24 protein-coding genes are annotated in these 25,906 nt (G+C 73.4%); 17 read left to right on the forward strand and 7 right to left on the reverse strand.

Translation table 11 applies throughout. The annotated features are described in order from the left end of the window. Positions 1–9 precede the first annotated feature (9 nt). The 4 genes from JT362_RS19110 to pspM all read left to right on the forward strand — a co-directional run bounded on the left by JT362_RS19110 (position 10) and on the right by pspM (position 3,008). Complete coding sequence (locus JT362_RS19110) at positions 10–462, forward strand: helix-turn-helix domain-containing protein (RefSeq protein WP_260192711.1); 453 nt, start codon at positions 10–12, stop codon at positions 460–462. 2 nt (positions 463–464) lie between these two features. Next, positions 465–1,151, forward strand: coding sequence for a hypothetical protein (locus JT362_RS19115; protein WP_260192713.1), 687 nt, complete (start codon positions 465–467; stop codon positions 1,149–1,151). 105 nt (positions 1,152–1,256) lie between these two features. After that, positions 1,257–2,096, forward strand: coding sequence for a PspA/IM30 family protein (locus JT362_RS19120; protein ID WP_260192715.1), 840 nt, complete (start codon positions 1,257–1,259; stop codon positions 2,094–2,096). Positions 2,097–2,141: 45 nt separating this feature from the next. Continuing rightward, a complete protein-coding gene (gene pspM, locus JT362_RS19125) occupies positions 2,142–3,008 on the forward strand; it encodes a phage shock envelope stress response protein PspM (protein ID WP_260192716.1) in 867 nt (288 codons plus the stop codon). Between the two features lie 37 nt (positions 3,009–3,045). On the opposite strand, the gene JT362_RS19130 is transcribed toward pspM, so the two are convergent. Next, on the reverse strand, positions 3,046–4,074 hold the full coding sequence (locus JT362_RS19130; protein ID WP_260192717.1) for a quinone-dependent dihydroorotate dehydrogenase: 1,029 nt from the start codon (positions 4,072–4,074) through the stop codon (positions 3,046–3,048). A 43-nt stretch (positions 4,075–4,117) separates the two neighbouring features. Here JT362_RS19130 and JT362_RS19135 point away from each other — a divergent pair, with 43 nt between their 5' ends. Together JT362_RS19135 and JT362_RS19140 are read left to right on the forward strand one after the other, a co-directional pair. Continuing rightward, on the forward strand, positions 4,118–4,987 hold the full coding sequence (locus JT362_RS19135) for a coiled-coil domain-containing protein (protein ID WP_260192718.1): 870 nt from the start codon (positions 4,118–4,120) through the stop codon (positions 4,985–4,987). Between the two features lie 388 nt (positions 4,988–5,375). Beyond that, a complete protein-coding gene (locus tag JT362_RS19140) occupies positions 5,376–5,789 on the forward strand; it encodes a hypothetical protein (RefSeq protein ID WP_260192719.1) in 414 nt (137 codons plus the stop codon). Between the two features lie 16 nt (positions 5,790–5,805). Here the strand turns inward: JT362_RS19140 and JT362_RS19145 are convergent, their stop codons facing one another. Next, a complete protein-coding gene (locus tag JT362_RS19145; RefSeq protein ID WP_260192720.1) occupies positions 5,806–6,753 on the reverse strand; it encodes a ParA family protein in 948 nt (315 codons plus the stop codon). 34 nt (positions 6,754–6,787) lie between these two features. Between JT362_RS19145 and JT362_RS19150 the strand changes: the two genes are divergently transcribed. From JT362_RS19150 to JT362_RS19165, 4 genes are all read left to right on the forward strand, one after another. Then, positions 6,788–7,519 (forward strand): methyltransferase domain-containing protein, encoded by a 732-nt coding sequence (locus tag JT362_RS19150; RefSeq protein WP_260192721.1) that lies wholly within the window; start codon positions 6,788–6,790, stop codon positions 7,517–7,519. A gap of 402 nt (positions 7,520–7,921) precedes the next feature. Next, positions 7,922–9,184 (forward strand): DNA polymerase IV, encoded by a 1,263-nt coding sequence (locus JT362_RS19155; RefSeq protein WP_260192722.1) that lies wholly within the window; start codon positions 7,922–7,924, stop codon positions 9,182–9,184. A gap of 48 nt (positions 9,185–9,232) precedes the next feature. After that, a complete protein-coding gene (locus tag JT362_RS19160) occupies positions 9,233–10,399 on the forward strand; it encodes a hypothetical protein (protein WP_260192723.1) in 1,167 nt (388 codons plus the stop codon). A 2-nt stretch (positions 10,400–10,401) separates the two neighbouring features. Further along, the gene (locus tag JT362_RS19165) at positions 10,402–10,806 is read left to right on the forward strand and encodes a hypothetical protein (RefSeq protein WP_375546526.1); all 405 of its coding nucleotides are present in this window, start codon (positions 10,402–10,404) and stop codon (positions 10,804–10,806) included. On the opposite strand, the gene JT362_RS19170 is transcribed toward JT362_RS19165, so the two are convergent. Both JT362_RS19170 and JT362_RS19175 read right to left on the reverse strand, forming a co-directional pair. Further along, on the reverse strand, positions 10,803–11,558 hold the full coding sequence (locus JT362_RS19170) for an SIR2 family NAD-dependent protein deacylase (RefSeq protein WP_260193219.1): 756 nt from the start codon (positions 11,556–11,558) through the stop codon (positions 10,803–10,805). The two genes, JT362_RS19165 and JT362_RS19170, sit on opposite strands and share 4 nt — an antisense overlap. After that, positions 11,555–12,556, reverse strand: a complete 1,002-nt coding sequence (locus JT362_RS19175) for a PHP domain-containing protein (protein WP_260192725.1) — start codon at positions 12,554–12,556, stop codon at positions 11,555–11,557. The genes JT362_RS19170 and JT362_RS19175 overlap by 4 nt, the downstream gene beginning before the upstream one ends. Positions 12,557–12,772: 216 nt before the next feature. Here JT362_RS19175 and JT362_RS19180 point away from each other — a divergent pair, with 216 nt between their 5' ends. Next, positions 12,773–13,183: an SCO2097 family morphological protein gene (locus tag JT362_RS19180; protein WP_260192726.1), complete on the forward strand. Its 411-nt coding sequence runs from the start codon at positions 12,773–12,775 to the stop codon at positions 13,181–13,183. A 78-nt stretch (positions 13,184–13,261) separates the two neighbouring features. Here JT362_RS19180 and JT362_RS19185 read toward each other — a convergent pair whose 3' ends face one another. From JT362_RS19185 to JT362_RS19195, 3 genes are read right to left on the reverse strand one after another with little or no spacing between them, the layout of a single operon-like run. Beyond that, positions 13,262–15,697, reverse strand: coding sequence for a transglutaminase TgpA family protein (locus JT362_RS19185; RefSeq protein WP_260192728.1), 2,436 nt, complete (start codon positions 15,695–15,697; stop codon positions 13,262–13,264). After that, positions 15,694–16,941 carry a DUF58 domain-containing protein gene (locus JT362_RS19190; RefSeq protein WP_260193221.1) on the reverse strand — a complete coding sequence of 416 codons (1,248 nt, stop codon included), beginning with the start codon at positions 16,939–16,941 and terminating at the stop codon, positions 15,694–15,696. The genes JT362_RS19185 and JT362_RS19190 overlap by 4 nt, the downstream gene beginning before the upstream one ends. Before the next feature lie 16 nt (positions 16,942–16,957). Next, positions 16,958–18,049, reverse strand: a complete 1,092-nt coding sequence (locus JT362_RS19195) for an AAA family ATPase (protein ID WP_375546527.1) — start codon at positions 18,047–18,049, stop codon at positions 16,958–16,960. 450 nt (positions 18,050–18,499) lie between these two features. On the opposite strand from JT362_RS19195, the gene mraZ reads away from it, so the two are divergent. From mraZ to JT362_RS19225, 6 genes are all read left to right on the forward strand, one after another. Continuing rightward, positions 18,500–18,931, forward strand: a complete 432-nt coding sequence (mraZ, locus tag JT362_RS19200) for a division/cell wall cluster transcriptional repressor MraZ (RefSeq protein WP_260192729.1) — start codon at positions 18,500–18,502, stop codon at positions 18,929–18,931. Between the two features lie 168 nt (positions 18,932–19,099). Beyond that, positions 19,100–20,056 carry a 16S rRNA (cytosine(1402)-N(4))-methyltransferase RsmH gene (gene rsmH / locus JT362_RS19205; protein WP_260192732.1) on the forward strand — a complete coding sequence of 319 codons (957 nt, stop codon included), beginning with the start codon at positions 19,100–19,102 and terminating at the stop codon, positions 20,054–20,056. Positions 20,057–20,081: 25 nt separating this feature from the next. Then, complete coding sequence (ftsL, locus tag JT362_RS19210) at positions 20,082–21,116, forward strand: cell division protein FtsL (RefSeq protein WP_260192734.1); 1,035 nt, start codon at positions 20,082–20,084, stop codon at positions 21,114–21,116. Next, positions 21,116–23,329, forward strand: a complete 2,214-nt coding sequence (locus JT362_RS19215) for a peptidoglycan D,D-transpeptidase FtsI family protein (protein ID WP_260192735.1) — start codon at positions 21,116–21,118, stop codon at positions 23,327–23,329. Before ftsL ends, JT362_RS19215 begins: the two co-directional genes overlap by 1 nt. A 25-nt stretch (positions 23,330–23,354) precedes the next feature. Beyond that, entirely contained in the window at positions 23,355–24,266 is a 912-nt protein-coding gene (locus JT362_RS19220; protein WP_260192736.1) for a haloalkane dehalogenase, read from the forward strand. Further along, the gene (locus JT362_RS19225; protein WP_260192737.1) at positions 24,263–25,870 is read left to right on the forward strand and encodes an SWIM zinc finger family protein; all 1,608 of its coding nucleotides are present in this window, start codon (positions 24,263–24,265) and stop codon (positions 25,868–25,870) included. Before JT362_RS19220 ends, JT362_RS19225 begins: the two co-directional genes overlap by 4 nt. Positions 25,871–25,906 lie beyond the last annotated feature (36 nt).

Consider the following 25,906-nt stretch of genomic DNA (forward strand, 5'->3'; position numbering starts at 1 on the left):
GCACGCGCGATGACCGTGCTGTTGCGCGAGGCGATCGGTGATCGGCTCCGGCATGCCCGCACGAACCAGCGACGCACCCTGCGCGAGGTCTCCCGGGCCGCCCGGGTGAGCCTGGGCTACCTCTCCGAGGTCGAGCGGGGACGCAAGGAGGCGTCCAGCGAACTGCTCGCCGCGATCTGCGACGCGCTCGAGCTGCCGCTGTCGCAGCTGCTGCACCACGTCGCCAGCGACATGGGCGCCGTCGACTCGATGCCCGACGCGGCCGAGACCCCCGAGCGCGAGACCGTGGACCACGCCGCCGACGCGGGCGCCCGCGCCTCCGTCGACGGTGTCGAGGGCGGCCGGCTGGTGCCGGCGGTCATCGGCGACAACCTGGCCGACCTGCGGATGCAGCCGGTGCTGAGCCACCGTATGGAGACCTCGCTCGGCGGGCACCGGATGGGCGCGGTGTTCGCCGCCTGACAGTGCCCACCACCGTTGTCATCGTCGTCCTCGTCGTGATCGGCGTCGCGGCGCTGGTGACCGTGCCCCTGATGATCAGGAGCACCCGCCGGCAGGTCGTCGAGGACGTGCCGGCCGACGGCCCGCGCCCCGCCCTGGACAGCCCCGCCCGCGTGTGGACCGAGCGCGGCGAACGGGTGGTGCGCGAGCTGGGCGACACGCTCGGGGAGCACGCCGACCCGCTCGGGATCTCCACCGACGCCGCGCACGTCGTCGCCGAGCTGCGGCTGACCGCGAGCCGGGTGGCCGAACTGGACCACGCGCTCGCCCGGATCCCGGTGCCGAGCCTGGAGGAGGAGCTGCGCACCCTCGGCGTGGCGCTCGCCGAGGCCGAGGCGTCCGGACGTCCCGCTGCCACCGACCTGGCCCGCTCGCACGAGGCCGTCACCGCCCGCCTGGCCGCCGCCGCCCGCGGCCGGGACGCCCGGGAGGCGCTGCTGGCGAGGATGCGGGCGACGGTCACCGAACTGGAACTGGCGCGTGACGAGCTGACCGAGCTGGTCGCGGATCTCGGCGGCACGTCGCGCGCCGATCACGTGGAGGACACCGCGGCTGGCCGGCTCGCAGGTAGGCTCGATGCCCTGAGGGAGGGTCTGGTCCAGGTGCGCGACATGTCCGACCCCGAGATCGGCTCCGGCAGTCAGGGCTAACCCTGATCGATTCCTGATTTCTGCCGGGTCCGGTGGTGGGGACGCCGTCGTACCTGACACGATGGAACCCACAAGCGACCAGCATGGAGAAGGCAGGCGGAGGAGATGGCCAACCCGTTCGTGAAGTTCTGGAAGTACCTCATGGCGGCCTTCTCGTCGAAGATCGACGAGCATGCCGACCCGAAGGTGCAGATCCAGCAGGCCATCGAGGAGGCCCAGCGGCAGCACCAGGCGCTGTCGCAGCAGGCGGCCGCCGTGATCGGCAACCAGCGCCAGCTGGAGATGAAGCTCAACCGCCAGCTCGGCAACGTGGAGAAGCTGCAGTCCTCCGCGCGCCAGGCGCTGGTGCTGGCCGACGAGGCCCGCGCCAACGGTGACGAGGCCAAGGCCACCCAGTTCGAGCAGGCCGCGGAGTCGTTCGCGACGCAGCTGGTCACCGCCGAGCAGGACATCGAGGACATCAAGACGCTGCACGACCAGGCGCTGCAGGCCGCGACGCAGGCCAAGCAGGCGGTCGAGCGCAACGCGATGATGCTGCAGAACAAGCTCGCCGAGCGCACGAAGCTGCTCAGCCAGCTCGAGCAGGCGAAGATGCAGGAGCAGGTCTCCAAGAGCCTCAACCAGATGAGCGAGCTGGCCGCGCCCGGCAACACGCCGTCGCTGGAGGAGGTCCGCGACAAGATCGAGAAGCGGTACACCACCGCGCTCGGCTCCGCTGAGCTCGCGTCCAACTCGGTGCAGGGCCGGATGATGGAGGTCCAGGCCTCGACCACCGAGCTGGCCGGCCAGTCGCGCCTCGAGCAGATCCGCGCGTCGATGGGCGGTGCGCGGCAGGTCACCAGCGGCACGTCCGGCGCGGCGGCGTCCAACCCGACCGCGAACATCGAGGCCGAGATCGCGCAGCGGGTGGCGCAGGAGCAGAAGGCGAACCCGCAGAGCTCCTGATTCCACTGGTCCGCTGGTCAGCTCACCCGAGGAGGTGCCGGAACCGTGCAAGGTCGGGAGATCGCCAAGCTCGCTCGGCTCGCGAACCGGTACGTCAACGGTGAGGTCGCGCAGCAGGTGCGGCAGGCGCGGCAGCAGGTGCAGGAGGCGCTGGCGAACCGGGGCGACGAGAACGTCCGGATCGAGCGCCAGCGCCGCAAGCTGGAACGCAGGCGGATGTGGGCGTCCCGCTGGGCGACGGCGTGGGCCCTGATCACCGCGATCTGCATGGTGTTCATCGTGGCCGCGGCCACCAGCACCATCGCTCAGGGCGACGAGGCGATGACGGTCGCCAGCGGCATCGCGGTCGCCCTGGTCACCGGCACGATGGCCGTCCGAGGCATGCGCAAGACGGTGCTGGTCAAGCGGGCGCAACGCGAGTTCGACCGCGAGCACCCGCCGCCCGGCCTCCCGGCCGCCGCGCCGTCGACCGCGCTGCCCCCGAAGGGCTCGGCCGCCCGCGAGCCGATGCAGCGGCTGGCCGATGCCGAGACCGCGCTGGCGCAGGTACTGGGTCAGCTGTCGGCGCCGTCGACGTCGGTCCCGGTGGAGTCGGTGGCGCACGTCGAGGCGACGTCGTCGGAGGCCGCGACCGCGTTACGCGCGGTGGCGGCCCAACTGGTGGCGGTGGAGCTGGCGAGGGACCACGCGCCCCCGCTGGAACGCGGCCCCCTGGTGGACGGCGTGACGCGCCTGCGCGAGCAGCTGGACGAGGGCCTGGACGGCTACCGGAGCCTGGTGGCCGCCGCTGGCCGGGTGGTGGCCGCGAACTCGGCCCCTGGCCCCAAGCAGGAACTCACCGACGCCACGGACCACCTGGCCGGCCTGGCGGTCGCCCTCCGCGAACTGTCCGAGGCGGCCGGCCAGTCGTAGACCAGGAAACGGCGGCCACAAGCACACCTGGGCGGCGTCAGCGGGGGAGGCGGTTGATTCGGCGGACCAGGGCCGGGCCGCGGTAGATGAAGCCCGTGTACAGCTGCACCAGGCTCGCGCCCGCGTCGAACATCCTCGCCGCGTCCGTCGGCGTGTGGATACCGCCGACGCCGATCACCGGCAGCCGTCCGTCGCCGTGCTTCGTCACGTGCGAGACCACCTCCAGGGCCCGCGCGGCCAGCGGACGGCCCGACAGGCCACCCGGCTGCTCACCGACCGCCTGGTCCTCGGTCACCAGGCCCTCCCGCGACAACGTCGTGTTCGTCGCGATGAGTCCGGCCACGTCGTGCTCCGCACACACCGACAGCACCTCGTCGATCGCCTCGAACGTCAGGTCGGGGGCGATCTTGACCAGCAGCGGTGGCCGGCGGCCACCGGCGGCCAGGGTGTCGGCCTCACCTCTCAACTCGGCGAGTAGCGCGGACAGCGCCGCCCGGTCCTGCAACCCGCGCAGGCCCGGCGTGTTCGGCGAGCTGACGTTGATCGCGAAGTAGTCGGCGTACGGGAACAGGGCACGCAGCGACGTCCGGTAGTCCTCCACCGCCTCCTCGACCGGGGTGACCTTCGACTTCCCGATGCTCACCCCGATCGGCACGCGCCTCGCCCGCAACCGCCGCAGCCGCTCGGCCAGCGCCGCCGCGCCCGCGTTGTTGAAGCCCATCCGGTTGATCACGGCCTCGCTCGCCGGCAACCGGTACAGCCTCGGCCTCGGGTTGCCCGGCTGCGGATGCCGCGTCACGGTCCCGACCTCGACGAAGCCGAACCCCAACCCTGGCCACGCGCGTAGCGCCACCCCGTTCTTGTCCACCCCCGCCGCGAGCCCGACCGGCCCGGGGAACCGCAGGCCGAACACCTCCACCGGCTTCGACCGGCCGTAGAACGGACGCAGGACCCCGGTCAGCGGACCGAGCCGGGACATCGCCGCGAGCGTCCGCTCGTGCGCGACCTCCGGGTCGCCGTCACCGAGGCGGAACAACGCACGACGCAGAACACGCTGGTAGACCACCCGACCATCGTTCCACCGGCCCCGCGACTGCGAAGATGGTGGTGTGCCGGACACCGTCGACCTGGAAACCGCCGCCGCCGAGCTCTACGCCGGCTCCCGCGAGGACTTCACCCCGCGTCGCAAGGAGCTGGCCAAGGCGGCCCGCGCCCAGGGCGACCGGGACCTCGCCGCCGCGATCGACAAGCTCGGCAAACCCACCACCTCGGCCTGGCTCGCCAACCAGCTCGCCCACGACCCGTCCGCCGACCTCGACCAGGTCGCCGAGCTCGGCGACGCGCTGCGCGAGGCACACGCCAACCTCGCCGGCGCCGACCTGAAGGCCCTCTCCCAGAAACGGACCAAGCTCGTCGCCACGCTCGTCGCGCGGGCCGCCGAGGTGCACGGGTCGCCGCTGACGGAGTCGGTCACCCGCGAGCTCGAGGAGATCTTCACCACCGCCGTCGCCGATCCCGACGTGGCGCGGGTGCTGCTCGCCGGCCGGCTCACCTCGGCCAAGGATCTCGCCGACGCGGTCGCGGCGTGGCCGTCGGTCTCCGGCACGCCGACCCCGGTCGCCCGGCCGAAGCGCACGGAGCCGAAGAAGGACCTGTCCGACCGCGAGCGGGCCGAGCGGGCGAAGAAGCAGGAGGCCGCGCGCCGGGACCTGGACGAGGCGCGGGCCGCGGTGAAGGAGGCCGAGGCGGACCGCACCGAGGAGGAACGCATCCTCGCCGAGGCGCAGCGCGCCGCCGACGAGGCCACCGAGGAGGTCCGCCGGATCTACGAGCAACTCGACGCGGCCGAGAACCGCGAGAAGGAGGCACGCCGGCGGGTCGGCTCCGCGAGCCGGTCGGTCAAGGACGCCGAGAAGCGCGCCGGCCAGGCGTGGCGGCTCGTGCAGCGGGCCGAACAGGCACTGGAGGAACTGGGGTAGACGTAAAACGGCCCCCGGGCGACTCCCGCACTCCGTCAAGGGTGCGGGCTCAGGGTCGGACGAAGTCCCTGAGAGCTCCGGGGGCCGGGTGACTGCCTGGTATTCGCCGACCACACCGCGCGTCTACGGCACCGGGGAAACCGGTGTCAGCCGTGTTGCGCAGCCGGCCAAACCATGTCCGGTCGGGTGGTCCTTAGCGGACAGCCACCTCACGAGTCCTATAGCAATTCACTGTTGGACCACCTCCTCTCTCGTGTACCGCGAGATTACGTCCTCCCGGTGGTTCGCGACAAAGACTTTTCCGGCGAGGAACCTCACGCCGGGGGCGGGAATGCGTCAGGTCGCGGGGCGCTATCACCCGAATGGGGGGTGGTAGATTCCCGCGTCAATGAACTCTCCGTTACGAAGTGAACACGGCCGGCTGGGGCTCGGCGCTGTGGTCGGCGTCGTGACGGCCGCGTTGTTCACCGCGGGAGTGCTGTCCGGGCAGACGACGGTGCCGCTGTCGGACGTCCGGCTCCCGGTCGAACCGGTACCGCCGGCGCCCGGATCGAGCGGCCGGGCGATCGCCGTCACCACGACCGTGTCGGCCAGGTCCGCCGGCTCGTCCTCGCGCCGGGAGTCCACCACCACGACGACGACCACGACGACCACGACAACGACCACCACGACGACCGTGCCCGAGGACGAGCCGCCGGTCGAGACCACGACCACGACCACCACGCGGGACCAGCCACCCCCGCCCGCCGATCCCGACCCGACGACGACCACCACGACCTGCGAGCGGCTGATCTGCTGGTGACCGACCGCGCGCCGGCTCAGCGGTCGGCGACCACGTTCGTGTCGTTGTCGCCGTCGCTCTCGTCGGACTGGCTGTCGGCGTCGAGGTCGCCGTTGAGGTCGCCGTTGAGGTCGCCGTTGAGGTCGCCGTCGAGGTCGCTGTCGGACTCCGGCCAGCTCGCGGTGCGGTGCCGACCCCGGCCGCTGGTGCGCAACACCCTGGCCAGCAACAGGTTCAGCGCCAGCGACACCTCGCGCGAACCCGGTGTGCCCCACTGGTGGATCGGCACGCACGCACCCTGCGCCTGCTGCACCGCGAGCCGGTCGGGCAGCGCCACCGGCATCACCAGCCGCCCGAAGTGCTCGCGCAGCTCGGCGATCCGGTACTGGTGCTCGTAGGACTGCGGCCGGACCCGGTTGACCACCACGCCCAGCGGCGAGAGGACCGGGTTGTGCTCCTCCCGCGCCTTCTCCACCGCCTCGAACGCCCGCTGCGCACCGGACACCGCGAACAGCGTCGGCTCGGTGACCAGCAGGGCGCCGTGCGCGGCGTGCAGTGCCGAGCGGGTCAGCCTGCCGAGCGAGGGCGGGCAGTCCAGCAGCACCAGCTGGTACGGGAGCTCGCCGTCCTCGAGCAGCGGCCCCAGCTCGGTCAGCGCGCGTGCCAGCTTCTCCAGTCGTCGCGGGTCGGGGTCCTGGTCGTTGAGCAGTTCGAGGCTCTCCGAGCCGACCAGCACGTCGACCTCCTCGCCCCAGCCGCTGCGCGCGATCGCGTCCCGCAGCACCGCGGGCCGAGGGGTCTCGAGCACGTCGGCGAGCGTGGCGTCGGTGTCGTCGGGGTCGAGCGTCGCCGTCGCGTTGCACTGCGGGTCGAGGTCGACCACCAGCGTGCGCGCGCCGCGACGCAGGGCCGCCGAGGCAAGGCCGAGCGCGATGGTGGTCTTGCCAACACCACCCTTGAGGCTGAGCACCGCCACCGTTTGCACGGCGACAACCCTACGGGGCCTAGTCTTCACCCCCATGCGACCGGATGCTGTTCGCCACTCGATCGACGCCGAGCTGGCCGCCGCGCGCCGCCGGCGGGGCGGGCAGCCGCCCCGCGTGCTCGACGTCGGCGGTGGTAGCGGCGTTCTCGCCGTGCCGCTGGCCGCGGCCGGAGCCGCCGTGACGGTCGTCGAGCCGAACCCGAACGCGCTCGCGACGCTGTCCCGCCGCGCGGAGGACGCCGGCGTCGCCGACCGGATCACCGCGGTCCAGGCCGACAGCGACGCGCTCGGTCAGGTGGTCGAGGCGGGCGGCGCGGACCTGGTGCTGGCGCACGGACTGCTCGAGGTGGTCGACGACCCGAAGGTCACGGTCGCCGGAATGGTCGGCGCCCTGGCCGAGGACGGCGCGGTGTCGGTGCTGGTGGCGAACCGGACCGCGGCGCTGCTGCACCGCGCGGTCGCCGGCCGCCTGGCGGAGGCGAGCCGTCTCGCCGGGGATCCGAACGGTCGGCTGCCCGCCGAGCCGCTGCTGCGCCGCTTCGACACGGACGGCCTGACGAGGTTGCTGGCCGACGCCGGCCTGGTGGTGGAGCTGCTGCAGGGGCAGGCGGTGCTGTCGGACCTGGTGCCGGGGTCGGCGCTGCAGCAGGACTCCGGAGCCGCGGAGGCCCTGGCGGACCTGGAACTGCGCCTGGCCGGCACGTCGCCGCTGCGCGACATCGCCACCCGCCTGCACGCCGTCGCCCGCCGCGCACCAGGTTGGTGAGCAGCCGCCCAGCGCCCACGCGAGCGAGAGCGAGGGAGCGTTCGCCGGCTGGCTGAGGAGCGCGCACGTGAGCGGGAGCGAGGGCGCGTTCGGGTGGGCTGAGGAGCGCGCAGGTGAGCGGGGGCGAGGGCGCGTTCGGGTGGGCTGAGGAGCGCGCAGGTGAGCGGGGGCGAGGGCGCGTTCGGGTGGGCTGAGGAGCGCGCAGGTGAGCGGGGGCGAGGGCGCGTTCGGGTGGGCTGAGGAGCGCGCACGTGAGCGAGAGCGAAGGAGCGTTCGCCGGCTGGACTGAGGAGCGCGCGCAGGCGCGCCAGCGCCGAGCACGCGACGAGGGAAGCCGGCGAGTCAGCGACTGAGCGAAGCGAACCATGAACCCCGTCGGTGGTGTCTGCTTAGCTCTTCCGCATGGGGCGTAGTGGGGACCTGCCGCGGGGCCTGGTCGATCGGTACAAGGCGCGGGACGGTCGGTGGCCGGACGACACCGGCTGCCACGTCCTGCACGTCGACATGGACGCGTTCTACGCCTCGGTGGAGATCAGGGAGCGGCCGGAGTTGCGGGACCGGCCCGTGGTGGTCGGGGGCACCGGTGGCCGGGGGGTGGTCAGCTCGGCGAACTACCTCGCGCGCACCTTTGGTGTCCGGTCCGCCATGCCCACCGCGCACGCTCGACGGCTCTGTCCGAAGGCGGTGTTCCTTCCGCCGACCTTCTCGCTCTACCAGGACGTCTCCGCCGGCGTCATGGCGATCTTCCGCGACGTCACACCGCTGGTGGAGCCGCTCAGCCTCGACGAGGCCTTCCTGGACGTCTCGGGCGCGCTGCGCCAGCTGCGCCTGACATCGGGGCAGATCGCGGAGCGGATCCGGGCGCGGGTCGCGGCCGAGCACGGGATCACCTGTTCGGTGGGTATCGGCTCGACGAAGTTCGTGGCGAAGTTGGCTTCTGGGCTGTGCAAGCCGGACGGGATGCTCGTGGTGCCGGGGGACGAGGTGTTGGCCTTCCTGCATCCGCTGCCGGTGTCGGCGCTGTGGGGTGTCGGCAAGCGCACGGCGGAGCGGATGGCCGAGGTCGGCCTGCACCGGGTCGGGGACGTCGCCGCCACTCCACTGCCTCGGCTGCGCCGCACGCTGGGCAACGCCGCGGCCGAGCACCTGCACGCCCTCGCCAACGGGCACGACGACCGAACGGTCGAGCCGGAGTCGGTGGACAAGTCGGTCGGCGCGGAGGAGACCTTCGAGGTCGACCGCACCGATCGGGAGGGGTTGCGGCAGGAGTTGCTGCACCTGTCCGAACGCACCGCGGCCGCGTTGCGGCGCCGGGGGCTGCGCGGGCGCACGGTGTCGATCAAGGTCCGGTTCGGCGACTTCACCACGATCACCCGATCGCGCACACTTTCGGTGGCCACGGACGTCACGCAGGAGATCTACCGGACCGCGTGCCGGCTGCTCGACGAGCAGACCCCGCCCGGGCCGGTGCGGCTCATCGGGGTGCGGGTGGAGCAGCTGGGGGAGGACGCCGCCCAGCAGTTGTTCCTCGACGCGCCGGAACGTGGCTGGCGCGACGCCGACCAGGCGGCGGACCAGGCCCGGGCGAAGTTCGGCGGTGCGGCCGTGCGTCCGGCCTCACTGCTCGCCCGTAATCCGGACGAGCGAACCCACTACCGGCAGTGATGCCCTCTTCGCGCGACCGGATGCGGAGCCGCCCGGGGACTGGCGAGAATGATCGGCATCGTCGGGGAGTACCGGCGCCTGGACGAGGAGCGTCGCGTGCGGATGGAAATGATGGCCGGCGTCGGCGGCGGGCTCGTGCTGGTCCTCGCCGCGGCCGTCTTCGTTCGGCGGCGGCTGCGGCGACGCCCCCGCACGCTCGCCGGGCGGTGGGCGGTGCACAACGGCTACGTCTACCGCCGCGACCGGCGAGTGCACCTGTTCGTGCAGGGGCCGCCGTTCGACCGAGGTGACGGGGTGGTCGAGCGGGCGCTGCTCGTCGGGTCGTGCGCCGGGCGGCCGTCGCTGATCACCCACTTCGGCTGGTACCGGGGCCAGCCCGGCCGGATCATCGGCTCCGGGGTGGCGCTGGTGCTCGAGCTGCCCGGCGAGGTGGCGCCGCCGCTGCAGGTCGACGCGTGCGCCGACGCCGCGGACGACGCCGAGTTCGACGAGGCGTACCGGGTGTGGTGCGAGAGCCCGGAGCTGGTGCGTGCCGTGCTCACGCCGCGAGCGCGGCGGGTGCTGACCGGCGGCGAGCGGGTGAACGTCCGCCTGGACGGCACCGCGATGGTCGTGTGGGTCGACGGGGAGCTGCGCAGCGCCCGCCAGCTGGCGACCGTGCACGACCTCGGCACCGAGCTGTACCGGCTGATCCCGGAGTCGGTCTGGGTGGTGCGGGAGCCGCCGGAGGAGGTGCCCGTGCAGCGCGCGCCGGACCCGGAGCCGGACGGGGTGCGCGCGGTCGACGTGCACGGCCGCCCCGGCGAGGCCAGCCAGTGCGACGGCGAGGTGTCGGTGAGCGTGACCATGCCGGCGGCCTGGCCCCGGTTGACCGTGGTCGCCTACGAGTGGATGGCCGACCAGTACCACGCGGTCACCTTCGACCGCCCGGACCCGAGCGCGTACCGGCTGGTGGACATCATGTTCGCGGTGCGCTCGGCGGACGACAACTTCCGCCGCGCGGTCCTCGCCGACCTCGCCGAGTGGCTGCCGCTGGACGAGCGGAACCGGCGGTGCGGCATGGTGCTCGAGGCCGACCGGGTGACCGCGCACGCTCCCGGCGAGCTCGCGAACGACACGCTGGTCACCCTGCTCGCCGACGTGGTGCACGAGATCGTCACCCGGCTGTCCGAGGACACCGTCCGCTACCGCCCGGACAAGCTCGCCGCCTACTAGAATTGTCCGGCATGGGCGGGATTCCGATGGCGAACGTACTCCTGGTCGTCGCCGCGGTGGTCGCGCCGACGCTGCTGTTCTGGGTGTTGCTGCGGGTGCCGAGGACGGTCGACGCGGTCGGCGCGTTCGTGCGGCGCCGTCGTGCTCCGCGTACCGCCGCCCCGCCGATCGAGCGGCTGACCGCCGATCTGCACCGCGTCCACCGCACGCTCGCCGAGTACCCGCCCGGCACTCCCAACGTCCGCCGCCGGGCCACCAGGGACGCCTACGACGCGCTGCTGGCCCAGGCGTGCGCCGCGGTCGACGTGCCGCACCGGTTGACCGAGCTGCCGGACGGCATGGCCCGCGAGGTGGAGCGGCTGCGCGTCGAGGAGGCCCTCCGCGAAGCCGGGCTCACGGTGCCCTAGGCCGCCAGCGCCGGCAGCACGGACCCCAGCGGGTCGCGCAGCACCACGGCGGCCAGGTGGTCGTACGGGGTCTCGTCCGCGTTGCAGATCACCACGGTCGCCCCGGCGCGGGCGGCCAGCCCCACCAGGCCGGCGGCCGGCTGGACGGCCAGCGAGCTGCCCACCACGAGCATCAGGTCGCAGGTCTGCGCCGCCTCCTTGGCCCGCATCAGCACCGCCACGTCCAGCGCCTGCCCGAACGAGATCGTCGCCGACTTGAGGATGCCGCCGCACAGCTCGCACGGCGGATCCTGCTCACCCGCCTCGACCCGCGCGAGCGCCGCCCGCATCGGCCGCCGGTCGCCGCACGCCAGGCACACCGTGTCGAACATCGACCCGTGCAGCTCGACCACGCGCTCCGGGTCCGAGCCGGCCTTCTGGTGCAGTCCGTCGATGTTCTGGGTCAGGATCGCCGCGAGCCGGCCACCGCGCTCCAGCTCCACCAGCGCCCGGTGGCCCGCGTTCGGCTCCGCGTCCCACACCGGATGGGTCAGCCGAGCCCGCCACGACTGCCGGCGCACCTCCGGGTCGGACACGTACGCCTGCAGCGACGACAGCCGCTCGCTGCCCGGATCGCGCGTCCACAGGCCGTTGGGGCCGCGGAAGTCCGGGATGCCGGAGTCGGTCGACACGCCCGCCCCGGACAGCACCACGATCTCCGACGCCGCCGCGACCGCGGCGACCCCCTCGGCGAGCGAGTCCGCCGCCCTCACGCGCACCACGCCAGCAGCTCGTTGGCGGTCTTGGTGTTTATCACCCGTTCGGGTGGTACTTCGCACTCCTCGGCGCGCTCGCAGCCGTAGGGCAGCCAGTCGAGCTGCCCCGGCGCGTGGGCGTCGCTGTCGATCGCGAACACGCAGCCCAGCTCCAACGCCTGGGTGAGCAGCCGCCGCGGCGGGTCCAGCCGGTCCGGGCGGGAGTTGATCTCCACCGCCACGCCGTTGTCCCGGCACGCCGCGAACACCGTCGCCGCGTCGAACTCGGACTCCGGGCGCGGCCGCCCGCGCACCCGCCGGCCGGTGCAGTGACCGAGCACGTCGACGTGCGGGTTCTCGATCGCGGCGACCATCCGCCTGGTCATCTCCCGGCCCGGCATCCGCAGCTTGGAGTGCACGCTCGCCACCACCACGTCCAGCCGGTCCAGCAGCTCGGGGGTCTGGTCCAGCCCGCCGTCGAGCAGGATGTCCACCTCGATCCCGGTGAGGATCCGGAACGGCGCCAGCTCGGCGTTCAGTTCCGCGACCACGTCGAGCTGGGACTCCAGCCGCTCGGCGGACAGGCCGTTGGCGACCGTGAGCCGAGGGGAGTGGTCGGTCAGCACCATCCAGTCGTGCCCGAGCATGATCGCCGTCTCGGCCATCTCCCGGATCGGGCTGCCGCCGTCGGACCAGTCGGAGTGGGTGTGACAGTCCCCACGCAGCTCGGTGCGCATCGCCTCCCCGCCGGCCACCGGCTCGATCCCCGCCGACAGGAGCTTGGCCAGGTAGGCGGGCTGCTCGCCGCGGGCGGCCTCGGTGATCGCGGCGCCGGTGGTGCGGCCGATGCCGGGCAGCGCGGTCAGCGTGCCGGCCCGCAGCCGCGTGTCGAGTTCACCCTCGGCGAGGCCGTCGACCACGGCGGCGGCCCGCCGGAACGCCTGCACCTTGTGAGTCGGCTCGCCGGACCGTTCGAGCAGGAACGCGATCTGCCGCAGGGCGCGGGACGGCTCCATCACCCCGCCTCGAGGGGTTCGAGCCGGGTCGTGGCAGACTCGCGATTCGCCGGGTTTCGCTGACGCATACGACCATGATTCCGGATCGGGTAGTCGCGGAGGCTCGCGGCTCGTATCCTGGGGGGTGACGCCCCCGGAGCGGGGCGCCCGCCGGGTTCGGCGGCCAAGAACCGTGATCGCCCGGCGCTCGCGACCGCTGTGCCGGAGGAGGAACGAATGCCACTCTCCGAGCACGAGCAGCGACTGCTCGACCAGATTGAGCGTGCGCTCTACGCCGAGGATCCCAAGTTCGCATCCACAGTGCGCGGAGCGCGCCTGCGCAAGCCGTCCCGACGGCGGCGCCTGCAGGGCATCGCGCTGTTCGTACTGGGTGTCGCACTGCTGGTTCTCGGTGTGATCCTGCCGCTGAAACCTGGCGGTGTCCCGGTAGTCAGTTTGCTCGGCTTCCTGGTGATGTTCTTCGGTGCGCTGCTCACGCTCTCCGCCATCCGACATGGTGGCGGCGAGGCCGAGGAGGGTGCCGAGGAATCGGCTGAGGGCGGCGGAGGCACGCCGAAGGCGCGCCGCAGCTCGTTCTCGCAGCGCATGGAGGACCGCTTCCGCAAGCGGTTCGAAGACGAGCCGTAGGCCCGGTTCGCCCCCAATGCCCTGAACGACTCTTTCCGGACGGTCGACGTCCCGTGAGAGCCGTTCAGGGCATTGGGCTCACCGCTGCGGGCGACGCATGATCGACGGCGGAAGCAGGCGGGCCCGCCAGCCGACCGGGTTCGTCCGCCGCAGACCCTCGACCACGCGGTCGAACGCGGTCGCGAGCGCGGGATCGGGCCTGTCCTGCCCGCCGTACCAGGAGCGCTCCACCTCGGCGACCACGGTGCGCAGCGCGCGCCGGCCGTCCTGGTCGAGCTCGTGCTGGTTGGCGAGCCTGCGCGCGGCGGCCCGGACCGTCTCGGCGCTGTCCGGCTCGACACCGCGGTCGGTGGACTCGGCCATCAGCTCGGCCCACGCCGACGACGCCGCCTCCGGTCCGCTGGCGTGCACCTCGTGCCGGCGCCGGGACCGCACGCGCTCCCGGCCGAGCCCCGGCAGAGCCGCCAGCAGCAGGACCCCGACCAGCACAGCGAGCCACCACGCCACCACGCCGGCGGCGAACACCACGGTCACCGCCCAGCTCGCGGCGGCCAGCGCGGGCAGCGGCGAACGCCCGGTCCGCCCGCGGGCCGCCGCGAACCCGGTGGCCACGATCGACAGGACGACCAGCGCGGCGATCGTCCACCAGGTCCAGTTCGGCGAGTCGTTCCCGCCCTGGTCGTTGCCGCCACCGCCCGCCTCGACCTGGTCCTGGTCCTCCGGTGCCTGGGTGGGACCGGCGGGAACGCTCGGGTCGGTGGTCTCCGGCGCGCGGTCGACCGGGTCGTCCTCCGGGATCTGCGAGTCGCTCTGCGTGGAGTAGGGCGGGGTGTAGTTGGTGCCGTCGGCCAGCGGCGTCGGGTCGAACTGCACCCAGCCGGACCCGGGGAAGAACACCTCGACCCAGGCGTGCGCGTTCTGCGTGGTGATCGTCCGGTAGTCGCCGGAGTCGTAGCCGGCGGTGTAGCCCATGGCCACCCGGGACGGGATGCCGGCCGCGCGCAGCAGGATCGCCATGGCCGACGCGTACTGCTCGCAGAACCCGATCTTGCTCTCGAACAGGAAGTCGACCAGCGCCTCCTCGTCGCTGCCGCTCGCGGTCCGGGTGTCGTAGGTGAAGCCGTTCACCGGGTCGAAGTAGTCCTGGATGGCGTGCACCTGGTCGAACACGCTGGCCAGCCCCGAGGTGAGCTCGTCGGCGAGCGCCACGACCCGCTCGTTGATGCCGTCCGCGCGGGTGTAGATCGGCGCGATCTCGGCCGGGTCCGTGGCGCGGGCGCCGCGCAGTGCCTCCGCCGAGGGCTGGCTGAGGTCGGCCTCCTCGACGTAGGTCGGCAGCCGCTGCCGGCGCTCGCCGTAGACGATGCCGGTCCCGGGGTCGTAGCGCATGCCCTCCGGCAGGTCGCGCAGCTGGCGCGGGGTGCCGACGACCGGCGCCCACACGTCCTCGGAGTTGACCGGCTCGATCGTGATCTCGACCGGGTTGCCCGGCCCGAAGTTGCTCTGGCCGGGTGGCAGCGGCAGCACCCGCTGGTCGGCCGGCACCCCGCGCGGCATGTTCTCCCTGGCGCGCCAGCCGCCGTTGTCGTCGTAGTCGGCGAGGGTCAGCGCCCGCAGGTAACGCGGCTCGTCGCCGAGGTCGTGCACGCGGAACAGCTCCACGTTGCCGTCCCGGTCCAGCATGCCGCGCAGCGACGTGAACGGGTTGAGGCCGAGCCCGCCCGCTCCCGGCCCGCCGGAGCCGTTACCGGGAAGCTGGCCGACGGTGCCGATCCCGGTGACCGTCGCGCCGGCGAACAGCGCGATCGCCACCGCGCCGGAGACCAGCGCGGCCGGTGAGCCGAGCCCGCCGCCGGTGCCCTGCACGGTGGGCCGGTTCCGCCACTGCTGGTGCCGGTGCGCGCCGTCGACGGCGAGCAGCGCGGCGAACGACATCGCACCGAGCACGAACGCCCACCACGGCAGCAGCTCGTCGGCGAGCGAGGCCGGGACCGCGTACACGCACAGCAGCACCAGCCCGCACGCGGCCGGCGTGCCGGCGGACACCGCGAGCGTGTCGACCAGCACCGCGACCAGCCCGATCGCGATGACCACCAGGCACAGCACGGCCGTCGACGGCTCGACCGGCGGCACCCCCGTGCGCACGACCTCCACCGACGTCCGCAGCACCTCGCCGAGCTCGGCGAAGGCGTCCGGGCCGGGAAACAGCCCGAACACCGCGCTGTCGGTGAACAGGGTCACCAGCAGACACAGCAGGGCGAACATCTGCGCGAGCCCGACCAGCAGGATCGGTGTGCGCACCGCGCGCAGGCCGAGTCCGACCGCGGTGACCACGCTGACCGCCACGCCGGCGTAACCCCACCAGCGCAGGCCCTCGATCACCCCGGCGAGCGCGAGCGACGCGCAGAGCGTGGTGACCGCGGCGACCACCGGGGTCACGGTCATCGACCACTGCGCGGAGCTGAGCTCGCCGGACGTTCCCCGCTGGGGTGGCGCGGTCGCCGGTCTGGTCACTGGCCGACTCCCGTCATCGGGCGGCTGCCGTGGCCGCGGCACAACGTCGCCCAGGTCGCGGGCATCGGCGTGGTGGGATCGGCGACGGTCACGCCCCAGCCGGTGCCGGTCAGCAGCCGGCGCGCGCCGTCGAGGTCGGTGCTCTCCCCGCCCCAGGCGGTGGTGTCCAGCAGGACGGCGAGGCTGCGGGTGCCCCGGCCGCGCTGCGTGATGAGCTGGCCGAGCGCGTCGGGGGTGGTGGAACCGAGGATCGCGATCAGCTCCTGGCCGTGGGCAGGGTCGGTGTGGCAGTCCATCAGGTGCTGCGGGCTGGGCTGCAGGGCCGCGAGCGCGTCGAGGACGGCGTTGTCGTTGTGGGTGCCGTCGCCGGTGTCGCTGACGATCAGCCGGCCGGTCTCGGTGACCAGGCGGATCCGCTGGCCGTACCGGTGCAGGTGCAGGCAGATGCTGGCGGCGAAGGACACCGCCCACTCCAGCGAGGACGTGGCGCCGGTGCCGCCGTGCGCGGCGGCGCGGTGGTCGAGCAGGATCGTGGTGCCGCCGCGCCAGGGGCGTTCCTCGACCCGCACCATCATCTCGTCGCGCTTGGCGGTGGACCGCCAGTGCACCTTGCGCAGGTCGTCGCCCTGCCGGTAGGGCCGCACGATCGCGTCGTCGTCGCCCTGGCCCGCGGCCAGCCGAACCGAGCCGTCGTCGCCGGAGCCGAGGCCGGAGCCGCCGGGCACACCGACCAGCGGCACCACCCTGGGCACCACGACCAGCCGGGAGGTGCCGGCCAGCTCCCGCTCGAACTCGGCCAGCCCGAACGGGTCGGTGACGGTGGCCTTCAGCGGGCCGAGCTGCTGGATGCCGCGCAGCATCGGCGACACCGCGTACCGCAGCCGGGTGCCGGTGTGCCGGGGCAGGTGCTCGATGACGAACCGGGGCTTGCCGCCGAGCGAGTACGGCACCCCGTCGGACACCAGCAGCCCACCGGTCGGCAGCCGGCCGGTGCTGTGCACGTGGACCGACACCTCGGCCCGCCCGCCGACCGGCACCCGGACCGGGGTGATCTGCCGCTGGGCGTGCAGCCCCACCCGTGCGACGGCGGTGAGGAAGCACACCAGCAGCGGCAGCGCGACGATGAACACCGAGACCCGCAACAGGTCCCGCTCGTTGAGGATGAGCGAGCACAGCGCGGCGGCCAGGCCGGCGGCCAGCAGGCACCTGCCCCGCGTGGTCAGCCCGGCCAGCGCTCCGCGTATCGGCCGCGCCATCGACTTACCGGTTCCTGGCCCAGTACGTGTCCTGCGGCTGTGCCTGTGGCACCGGCACCCGCTGCACGAGCCCGCGGACCAGCTCGGCGGTGGAGCGGCGGCCGGCCTGCGCCTCGGGGGTCAGCACGAGCCGGTGGGCGAGCACCGGCACGGCGACCGCGTGCACGTCGTCCGGCACCACGAAGTCCCGCCCGGACAGGGCGGCCTGCGCGCGGGCCGCGCGTACCAGGTGCAGTGTCGACCGGGGCGACGCGCCGATCCGGATCTCGGGTAACCGCCGGGTGGTCGACACCAGCTCCACGCAGTACCGGCGGATGTCGGGGCTGAGCTTGATCGCGCGGACGGTCTCGATGAGGCTGTTGACCTGGCTCGCGTGCGACACCGGCTGCAGCTCGTCGAGCGGGTTGTGCCCGGCGTGCTCGTCGACCATCGCCAGCTCGGCCTGCGGGTCCGGGTAGCCGATCGACACGCGCGCGGTGAACCGGTCCCGCTGCGCCTCGGGCAGCGCGTAGGTGCCCTCCATCTCGATCGGGTTCTGGGTGGCGATCACCATGAACGGCGCCTCGAGCCGGAACGTGTTGCCGTCGACGGTGACCTGCTCCTCCTCCATGCACTCCAGCAACGAGGACTGGGTCTTGGGGGAGGCGCGGTTGATCTCGTCGCCGACCACGATGTTGGCGAACACCGGGCCGGGGCGGAACTCGAACTCGTTGGTCTGCCGGTTGAAGATCGACACCCCGGTGACGTCGCTGGGCAGCAGGTCGGGGGTGAACTGGATCCGGCTGACCGTGCAGTCGATCGACCGGGCGAGTGCCTTGGCCAGCGAGGTCTTGCCGACGCCGGGGACGTCCTCGACCAGCAGGTGGCCCTCGGCCAGCAGGGTGACCAGGGCGATGCGGACCACGTCCGGCTTGCCGACCAGGACCCGCTCGACGTTCGCCGCGATCCGCTGGGCGATCGAGTTCAGCTCGTTGAGCGAGGCCGCCGGTCCGGCGGAGCCGTGCGAACCGTTCGTCCCGTGCTGCGCGTACGGGTCGCCCGACGGCGCGGCATAGGGGTTGCCGGGCAGCGCCGAGGGCTGGGGGCTGGACGTCACGCGGCCTCCTGTGGTCTTTCGTCGGCGCAGAGCCTGCTCTGAAGTGTGTCAAACCTGCGAGAAGTACCCCACCCCCGGTCAGGACGCGCGAGACCGGCGGGGGTTCCCCTCAATTCTGTACGCCCACCGGGCCGCGCGTGTTCCACCTCCGCGGAATCCCCACATCGCCCCACGGGGTGTACCCGGACCGGCCCAAGATCACTCGGCGGGCGCTCTCCGGACCCTCGTGACGGCCTCGAACGGCCGTGGACGCTACCCGGACGGGGGAGGCCCACCACCGGCCCCCACCTTTCCCCCACGGCCGTCACCTGCGAAAACGTCGGCGTGTCGGCGAACGAAACGCCGCGTTCGCCGTTGACTGTGGTGAAAAGTGGGGTACGGTGGCGGCAAGTGGGGCGGAAGGGGGCTCCATGACTGGCCCGCAAGGGTCGGTGGGGAGGTGGGTCGCCGGTGTTCCTCGGCACGCACACCCCGAAGTTGGACGACAAGGGGCGGCTCACGCTGCCTGCCAAGTTCCGAGACGCGCTCGCGGGCGGGCTGATGGTCACGAAGGGCCAGGACCACTGCCTGTATGTGTTCCCGAGGGCGGAGTTCGAGGAGATGGCACGCAAGGTGGCCGCGGCGCCCCTGACGAACGAGGCGGTTCGCGCCTACCAGCGGTACCTGTTCGCCGGCACCGACGAGCAGCGTCCCGACGGTCAGGGGCGGATCGCGGTCGCACCGGAGCTGCGGCGTTATGCCGGGCTCACCAAGGAGTGCGTGGTCATCGGTGCGATCACCCGCTTGGAGATCTGGGACGCGCAAGCGTGGCAGACCTACCTGGACGAACACGAGGACAGCTACTCCCAGGCCGCTGAGGAGGTCCTCCCCGGGGTGTTCTGACCCCGGTCGTCCTGGCCTCCGGACGGGCGCGGGTGCCGCCAGGCCTCGGTCCGCTCGCTTTCGGCCCTGGCGCACCTTCCCCGGCGCCAGGTTCGACGAGCGGGCGGGGACCTGGCGGCACCCCCAACGGTCGGCGGCGTCGTCCCGGAGCGGGAAAGGGGGTGAGGCATGGCCGCGCACGTACCCGTGTTGCTGGACCGGGTGCTCGAACTGCTCGGCCCGGCGCTGTCGCGGGACTCCGCCGTGCTCGTCGACGCCACGGTCGGCCTCGGCGGACACGCCGACGCGCTGCTCGCCGCCCACCCCGGCCTCACCCTGGTCGGCTTCGACCGCGACCCCAACGCGCTGGACCGCTCCGGCGAGCGGCTGGCCCGCCACGGCGACCGGGTGCACCTGGTGCACGCCGGCTACGACGAGATGCCCCGCGAGCTGGCGGCGCTCGGGTTCGAGCCGGCCGAATCGGTCGACGGGGTGCTGATGGACCTCGGCGTCTCCTCGATGCAGCTCGACCTCGCCGACCGCGGCTTCGCCTACGCCCAGGACGCCCCGCTGGACATGCGGATGGACCCGACGACGGGGCGGACCGCGGCCGAGATCCTCAACACCTACACCGCCGACGAGCTGACCAGGGTGCTGCGCGACTACGGCGAGGAGCGGTTCGCCCGCCGGATCGCCAACGCGGTCGTCTCGGCGCGGGCGAAGGAGCCGTTCACCACCAGCGCCCGGCTGGTGGAGCTGCTGTACGACGCGGTTCCGGCGGCGAGCAGGCGCACTGGTGGCCACCCGGCCAAGCGGACCTTCCAGGCGCTGCGCATCGAGGTCAACGACGAGCTCGGGTCGCTGGAGCGCACCCTGCCGGCGGTGTACGCCGCGCTCAAGGACGGCGGCCGGATCGTCGTGGAGTCCTACCAGTCGCTGGAGGACCGGCTGGTGAAGCGGTCGTTCGCCACGATGGCGGCCTCGCGGACCCCACCCGGGCTGCCGGTCGAGCTGCCGGGCCACGGTCCGCGGCTGCGCCTGCTGACCCGGGGCGCGGAACAGGCGGACGAGCAGGAGAAGGAGCACAACCCGCGGGCGGCCTCGGTGCGGCTGCGCGCGGCGGAGCGGATTCGGGAGGCGTCGTGAACGAGCTGGTCGAGCGAGGTGCGGCATGACGGCACCGGCACGAGCGAACTCCACCACCAAGTCCGGGACCGACCAGGCCGCGGCGCCGGCCGAACGCGCCACGCCCGCGACCGGCAGGCGCCGGGCCGAGCGGGAGGCCGCCGCCGCCCGGATCGCCGAGCGCGCCGCGACCGGCACCGGCCGCAGGCGCCGCACCGCCGACGCCGAGCCCGACCGCGACCTGGACCGGCGCCGCGAGCCACGCCGCTCCGGCGAGCGGACCGACCGTACCGACCGCACCCGGAGCCGCACCCGCCGGACGACCACGACCCGCGACACGGCCCGCGAGCGCACCCGCGACGCGACCCGCGAGCACGCCCGCGACGCGACCCGCGACGCGGCCCGCGAGCGCACCCGCGACACCGCCGAGCGTCGCACCCGCACCGCGCGCTCGCGCACGACCGAGCGCACCCCGGGCACCCGGCGGGCGACCACCGGCTCGTCGACCCGCACCGAGCCGCGCCGGCGGCCCGCGCGCACCGCCACGGCGACCGTCGAGGCGCCGCCGCGCCCCAGGACCACCCCCGCCACCGAGCCACGGCCCGCCAAGCGTTTGCGGTCCACCTCGCTGGTCGCGCGCAAGGCACTCGCCCGCCGCGCGCACCGGAAGGGGCAGGTCCCGGAGCCGTTCGAGCACGACGAGGAGCGGGCCGCCGGGCGCGCGTCGTTCGTCATCCTGATCATCGCGCTGCTCACCGTGGGCGTGGCGGCCACCCTGTGGCTGTCCACCCAGTCGATCGCCGACTCCTACCGCCTCGAGGACGCCAAGCAGACCGCCGACCAGTTGGAGGAGCGGGCCGCCCAGCTGCAGCGCGAGGTCGCCAACGCCGAGTCCGCCTCCTCGCTCGCCGAGCGCGCCAAGGAGATGGGCATGGTCCCCGCCGGCCACCCGGCGCGGCTCGTGGTCCGGCCGAACGGCAAGGTCGTCGTCGTCGGCGAACCGACCCGCGCCACGAAGCCCAAGCCGTCCCCGCCACCGGAGACCGGGGCCGGCGAGGAGTCGTCCGGAGGTGACGGCTGATGCCGCCCGCCGGCAAGCCACCGGACGGCCGCCGCCCCGACCGGGGCTGGCCCGCGCTGCCCGGCCGCCGCACCCCCGGCGCGCCGAGGTCCGGCCGACCCACGCCGCCGCGGCGCGCCCCCTGGCACGACGACGACTCCTACCCCGACCCGCCCCCACCCCGCCCGATCCGGCGCGGGAGTGACCGGGACGCGCTGCCGCCGTGGCGCGAGGCGTTGCGCCGCAAGGCCCGCGCCGAAGCCGCCGCCGAGGCGCGTCCGCGGGGCGCCAGGAGCGGCCCTCGAGCCGGCGCGGCCAGCGCCCGCCGGAGCGCGCCGGCACCCCGGCACAGCACCGGCACCGCCCGGCGCGTCTCCACCGGACCGCGCCGGATCGTGCGCAAGCCGACCGGGAACCACCACGTCCGCGTGCTCGTCGTGCGGTTCCTGCTGGTCGGCGCGCTCGTCGCGGCCGGGCTCAAGCTGATCCAGGTGCAGGGCTTCGAAGCCGAGGCACTGGCCGCCAAGGCCGAGCAGCAGCGGACCACCACGTTCGAGATCCCCGCCGTCCGCGGCGCCATCCTCGACCGCGACGGGACCAAGCTCGCGTTCAGCGTCGAGGCCCGCATGCTCGCCTTCCAGCCGAACCGGATGCGCGAGGAGTACGCGGAGGCCACCAGGAACAACCCGGCCGAACCGATCGACTTCGACCAGCGCACCGAGGAGATCGCCCGCGCCATCCACGAGGTGGTCGGCGATCGGGTGTCCGAGGAGGAGCTGCTCGCCAAACTCCGCAAGGACGCCAGCTACGTCTTCCTGGTCGGCGAGGTCGAGCCGGCGGCCGCCCGGGACCTGACGGAGCGGTACCCCGAGATCATCGACGAGTACCGGTCCATGCGCGAGTACCCCGGCCGCTCGCTGGCGTCCAACATCGTCGGCGTGGCCAACTGGCGCATGGACGACCCGGACGTCGACAAGCACAACCTGCACGGCCTGTCCGGCCTGGAGGCCCTGCGCGACAAGGTGCTGTCCGGCACGCCCGGCCGCGAGGTCAAGGACACCACCGGCGGCAGCGACACCCTCGTCATCCCCGGCAGCGACCGGGAGATCGAGCCCGCGGTCGACGGCTCGAACCTCGTGCTGACCATCGACTCCGACCTGCAGTACTTCCTGCAGCAGGCGCTCGCCGACTACATGAAGCGGGCCGAGGCCGAGGGTGGCAGCGCGGTCGTCCTGGACTCGCACACCGGCGAGGTGTACGCGCTCGCCAACGACACGAGCTTCGACCCGACCGGCCCGCTGGACACCAGCGAGATGGGCAACCCCGCGGTCACCACGCCCTACGAGCCGGGATCGGTGGCCAAGGTCGTCACCGCGCTGTGCACCATCCAGGAGGACATCTCCGAACCCCAGGACGTGCACATGGTCGCCGGCACCCACCAGGTCGCCGACCGCACCATCAGCGACGCCTGGCCCCACGGCACCCTGCCGTTCACCACCACCGGGATCTTCGCCAAGTCGTCCAACGTGGGCACCCTGATGCTCGCCGAGGAGTGCGGCAAGGACCGCTTCTCCGCGCTGCTGGAGAAGCTCGGTCTCGGCCAGCGCACCGGCGTCGGACTGCCCGGCGAGAGCCCCGGCCGGGTGCCGCCGCGCGGGCAGTGGTCCGGCTCCACCTTCGGCAACCTGCCGATCGGGCAGGGCATGTCGATGACCGTGCTGCAGATGGCCGCCATGTACCAGGCGGTCGCGAACGGCGGGGTGCGGGTGCCGCCGCGGATCGTCGACGCCGTCGTCACCCCCGACGGCGAGCGGATCCCGGAGCCCGACCCGAAGCCGGTACGAGTGGTCAGCGAGGACACCGCGAAGACCGTGCGCGACATGTTCCGCGCGGTCGTGCAGGACGGCGACGGACTCAACGACGGCACTGGTGAGCCGGGCTCGCTGACCGGGTACCAGATCTCCGGCAAGACCGGGACCGCCCAACAGATCGACCCGGAGACCGGCAGCTACTCCAACTCGCTGTACTGGGTCACGTTCGCCGGGATCCTGCCGGCGAACGACCCGCGGTTCGTCGTCGGGATCATGATCGACCGGCCGAACTACTCCGGCGGGGAGATCGAGGGCCGGTCCGCGGCACCGCTGTTCCACGACATCGCCTCGTACCTGACCCAGCGCTACAACATCCCGCTGTCGAAGAAGGCGAGCCCCGTGGTGCCGCTCATCGCCGACTGACACCCGCACGGAATAGGCTTGCCGGATGCGAGTGCTGCGTACTCCCGAGGAACGGTTCGACGGCCTGCCCGACTTCCCGTACCACGCCGGGTACGCCGACCTCGGTGACCTGCGCGTCGCCTACGTCGAGGCCGGACCGGCGGACGGGCCGGTGGTGCTGCTGCTGCACGGCGAACCGAGCTGGTCGTTCCTGTACCGGCACGTGATCCGGGTGCTCGCCGACGCCGGGATCCGCGCGGTGGCACCGGATCTCGTCGGCTTCGGCCGCTCCGACAAGCCGGCCGAGGTCGCCGACCACAGCTACGCCCGGCACGTGGAGTGGATGCGCGCACTGGCGTTCGACGTGCTGGACCTGCGCGAGGTCACCGTCGTGGGGCAGGACTGGGGCGGGCTGATCGGCCTGCGCCTCGCCGCCGAGCACCCGGCGCGGGTCGCCCGCGTGGTCGCCGCGAACACCGGGCTGCCGACCGGCGAGTACACCATGCCCGAGGTGTGGTGGGACTTCCGCCGTGCCGTGGAGCGCGCCGAGCAGCTGGACATCGCCCGCTTCGTGCAGTCCGGTTGCCGCACCCGGCTGTCCGACGAGGTCCGCGCCGCCTACGACGCGCCGTTCCCCGACGAGTCGTACAAGGCGGGCCCCCGCGCGATGCCCGGCCTGGTCCCGGTCAGCACCGACGACCCGGCGTCGCGGGCGAACATCGCCGCCTGGGCGGTGCTGCGCGAGTGGGACAAACCGTTCCTGACCGCGTTCGGCGACAGCGACCCGATCACCGGGGCGATGGCCCCGATCCTGCGCAAGCTGGTGCCCGGCGCCGCCGGCCGCGCGCACCCGACCCTCGCCGACGCCGGCCACTTCCTGCAGGAGGACGCGGGGGAGCGGCTCGGTGAGATCGTCGCCGAGTTCGTCCGCGACGACCGCCGGGACGACCGCGAGTGACCGCCTGGTTCACCGAGGAGGATCTGGCCGCCACGGCCGGGGGACCGTCGTTCGCGCGGGGGCGGGACTACGTCGCCGCGGTGGGCGACGTGCAGCCGACCGCGCTCGGCGTCAAGGCGTGCGTGCGTGGCACCGCGGACTACGAGGTGTGGCTCGGTCGGGACGGCGCGCGGCTCGTGGGGGAGTGCGGCTGCCCGTACGGGGCCGACGGGAACTTCTGCAAGCACTGCGTGGCCGTCGGGCTGGTGCTGCTCGCCGGTGACGGGCCGGGGTCCGGCGAGCCGGACGTGCGCGCCCACCTGGACTCGCTGGACCACCACGAGCTCGTGGACCTGCTGCTGGCCCAGGCGGAGCGCGACCCGGTGCTGTACCGCAAGCTGAGCCTGCGCGCCGCAGGCACCTCCGGGACGCCACAGGTGGCGGTGCTGCGCCGGCAGCTCGACGAGGCCCTGCGGGTGCGCGGCTACCTCGACCGGCGGGCCACCCTCGACTACGCGCACCGCGCCAAAGAGGTGCTGGTGACCATCGAGGAACTGCTCGACGCCGGGCACGCCGCCGAGGCGCGACCGCTGGCCCGCGCCGCGGTCGAGGCCGTCACCGCCGCGATGTCCACAATGGACGACGAGGTGGGTGCGGTGGTCGGCGTGTGCCGGCGAACGTTCTCGTTGTACGCCAAGGCATGCCGGGCCGCGCGCCCGAACCCGGCGAAGCTGGCCGCGTGGATCGCCCAGGTCAAGCTGGACACGCCGTGGCCGACCCTGGAGCTCGCCGAGTTCACCGAGGCGCTCGGCGCGGCCGGGATGGCGGAGTACCGCTCGCTGGTGCGGCACGCGCACGAGGTGGGCGACCCGGACCGGGCACTGGCCGTGCGGGCGATGCGCGAACAGCTGGCGGCCGTCGACGGCGACCTGGACGCGCACGTCGACATCCTCGCCGAGGGCGTGCCGAGCCCCAAGGCGTTCCTGGACATCGCGAACCTGTTGCGTGGCGAGGGGCAGCTGGCCGGCGCGATCCGCTGGGCCGAGCGCGGCGTGGAGGAGACCGGCGACCCCCGGGTGGCCGACCTGCTCATCCAGTCCTATGTGGACGACGGGCGGCCGGCGGAGGCGCTGGCGGTGCGCACCGAGGCACTGCGGGCCACCCCGACCCGGCATGCCTACGCGAACCTGCGCCGCACCGCCGAGCTGACCGGTGCCTGGCCGGCCGCCCGCGAGCCGGCGCTGGACCTGCTGCGCGCCGCCGCCGAGGACGGCGAGGCCGACGAGCTGGTCGGCGCCCTGCTGGACGACGGCGAGCCGGCGGAGGCGTGGCAGGCGGCGGAGAAGCACGGCTGCGGCGACCGGGCCTGGCTGGAGGCGGCCCGCCCGCACGGCGTCGAGCACCCGGCCGAGGTACTGGCCGGCTACCGGCGGGTGATCGACAACAGCCTCGTCCGCACCGGCCGCGACGCCTACCGCGAGGTCGCCACCCTGCTCGTCGAGCTACGCGACCTGTCCGCCCGCTGCGGCGAGGAGCCGGCGTTCACCGCGCTGGTCGCCGACATCCGCGCCCGCCACCACCGCCGCCGCGCCCTGCTCGTGGAGCTGAACCGCCGCGACCTGTGAGTGCGAGCCTTCATCGCATGGCCGCGAGCCGGCCGC

Origin of the sequence: Actinophytocola gossypii (assembly GCF_025165815.1) — a bacterium.
Lineage (GTDB): Bacteria > Actinomycetota > Actinomycetes > Mycobacteriales > Pseudonocardiaceae > Actinophytocola > Actinophytocola gossypii.